This is a genomic window from bacterium (assembly GCA_018830565.1).
Taxonomy (GTDB): Bacteria; UBA9089; JAHJRX01; order JAHJRX01; family JAHJRX01; genus JAHJRX01.
Genome location: JAHJRX010000016.1, coordinates 1 through 2,481 on the forward strand (window position 1 = coordinate 1; position 2,481 = coordinate 2,481).

The window sequence follows — 2,481 nt, forward strand, 5'->3', positions numbered from 1 at the left end:
ATTTGAGTGGGAACAGCACCGAATAAAGAAAGCTCACCAGGCTTCGCATTAAAATTAGCGGCTTTGCTGCTTAGAGGTCCTTCCGCAAACACCCCTAACACCTTTCTTAAAATACCTAATCGATCATAATCAACAGTTTCGCCCCCCCTAAACAAACTAAGATCAAAATATTTGGGATTAAATTTCCCGGGCAGTGATGGCATCTTATATTCTATTAACTGTGGACTATGAGCTATGAGCTTTGAGCTATCAGCTAATTCTGCCGGGCTGGATGTCTCTAAAGGGTGTCTGTCCCCTTTTTTTACAATCTTGGCTGCGGTTGGAGTAAATTTAAATTCAATGCCGCGTTCCTTCAATTTCTTTAATGCGGCATTTCTAATTTCCGTAATATCGTCCATGTATTGATCAATATTAGTTTTTTCTGACCAAAACTCTTTGGCTGTTCCACCGTTGTGCTCAACGATTCTAGCTATCTCGTCTAACAACCCTACATTTCCTAGTGGCCCATAAAATTCTTCATTTGGTATAATCTTCTCCTCAATAGTATCATACTCCACAGTTCCTTCTTTGGTAACTACTTTATATTTGCCCACCTTAGCATTGTGTATATTTAGAGGGAATATAACATCAAGGGTGGAAGACAGTGGAATTGTCCGATTGTTGTGGTTAGGATGATTGTGTGTTCCGCTCTTTATGTTATGCTCTATGCTATCCTGATGCCCGATGCCGGCATAATTTCCTATTATTACAACAACTTTACCGTTTTCCAATTCATATATACCTACTTCTCGTTCGGCTTCTCTTATCAATTCTACGAAGCCCTCTGGAACAGTGTCAAGCTCGTAAACCTCATGCCCATCTTCTTCGATTCTCACATTCGTCGCCTGTTTTTCAAGTTCTTCCCTCACCGCTGCGGTTCCAGGCTCAATTAGCTCTGGTATCTTATGCTCCACCAAGCTAGGTGCCTTTTTAGCTAAAAGGTGTCCGTCCCCTTTTTCCACTTTTTCTGAAATAGCGCTGGAGGCGATATTATTTACTCCTTTATCTCGATCGTAAATCACCTCATAATCAACGGTCGTCATAGGTAAATGCAGCCAGGGTGATTTGCCAGAAGGTTTTTTTGTAAATTTAAATATCCTTGTTACGTCCGCTGATGGTATAGGTTCTTTATTTGCTTTATAGATTGGGCTACGGCTAGTGCCGGCAAATCTCATCTTAACTTTTGTATCAACTTCAATACCATAACCAATGTTATTATATCTAGGAACTGATAAATCGAAATTAATACCTGTATTTCCAAACACATAGCGAGATTCTAGCGCGTTGCTGAAAAGAGTTCCTTTTCTAAAGCGTATTGCACCAAGCCTTGTTACTCCACGATACTTTCTACCACGAACATGTAAACCAAGCTTCTTAAGCAAATATATAGGCAAACCAGCGATAAAACTTTTACTTCCTTTAAGGGAGGCGGAGCTGCTGGCAACTCCTGCCAATTGCGGCTGTCTAGCTCTTTCTATATCTGCTAATTGCTCCTTAACAAAACTCCTCTTCTCCCAAAATCCTATCTTTGAAGAATCTTGGCGATGCTGAGAGATTAACTTGGTAATATCTTTGATTGCTTTTTCTGGCCGGCCATTATTTAACTGTTCGGCAATATCTTTTATTTGAGGGTGTTTTATAGAACTCATATCGGCTGCTTTAAGCTCATTTATCCAAATCTTGGCTTCTTCTATGGGCCCTTTGTGCCCATTTAATCCGGAAAGAAGAGACAATTTTAAACTAATTGGGTCAGAAATGATTTCTTGATTAAGTTTTAAATAATCATTGTTATTGTTTTTTAAGAATAATTTGCCCCCCTCTGGGTGAATTATCTCAATTGTTTTAGGAAGCTCAATTTTTTTCTTCTCTTGAGATATTTCATTAAGTTTTGACTTTACTGCTTCATACTCATTAAGATTTCCTCCCTTAACGGCAATTTCACTCCCTCTTACGATTATTTTACTTTCTCTCTTAACCTCTCGCTGCGTCTTAATTATTTCTTCCTGCTGTTTTTTTGCTTTTTCATCCAACAAATCAAAGACATGTCTAAACCTATCTTCAACAGAAGTCTGATAAGATTCTTTTGACCTTGTTGCCTTGGCTAAATCAATTTCTTTATTGTCAACCTGTAGTTTAGATATTAAATCAACTGCTTTTTGGTGTTCAATTCTCTCTTGGTTGGCTTTCTTGAGAGCTTTATCGTATTTGGCCTCCTGCTGGTCTTTTTTTGTATAGGAAGCTTTCTCATGGTTTATTTTCTCAAGGGTTATCTCTGCGTTGCCTAATTTCTCTTCTGCCTCCCTGAGACGGCGAGTGCGGTTTTTTACTTCTTTTTCTGCTGTTTTTGATTGATCTAACAGCTGTTTAGTTAATTCTTCTTTGGCAGGAATATTCTTGGCAAGCTCATCGTAGAGGTAAGCCAATAAATCATGGCTTTCCATA

1 protein-coding gene is annotated in these 2,481 nt (G+C 38.8%); it reads right to left on the reverse strand.

Features of this window, described 5'->3' with window-relative positions; genetic code table 11:
- Positions 1 to 2,481 (reverse strand): hypothetical protein (locus tag KJ849_01110; protein MBU2599172.1); only part of this gene is annotated, 2,481 nt, incomplete at both ends.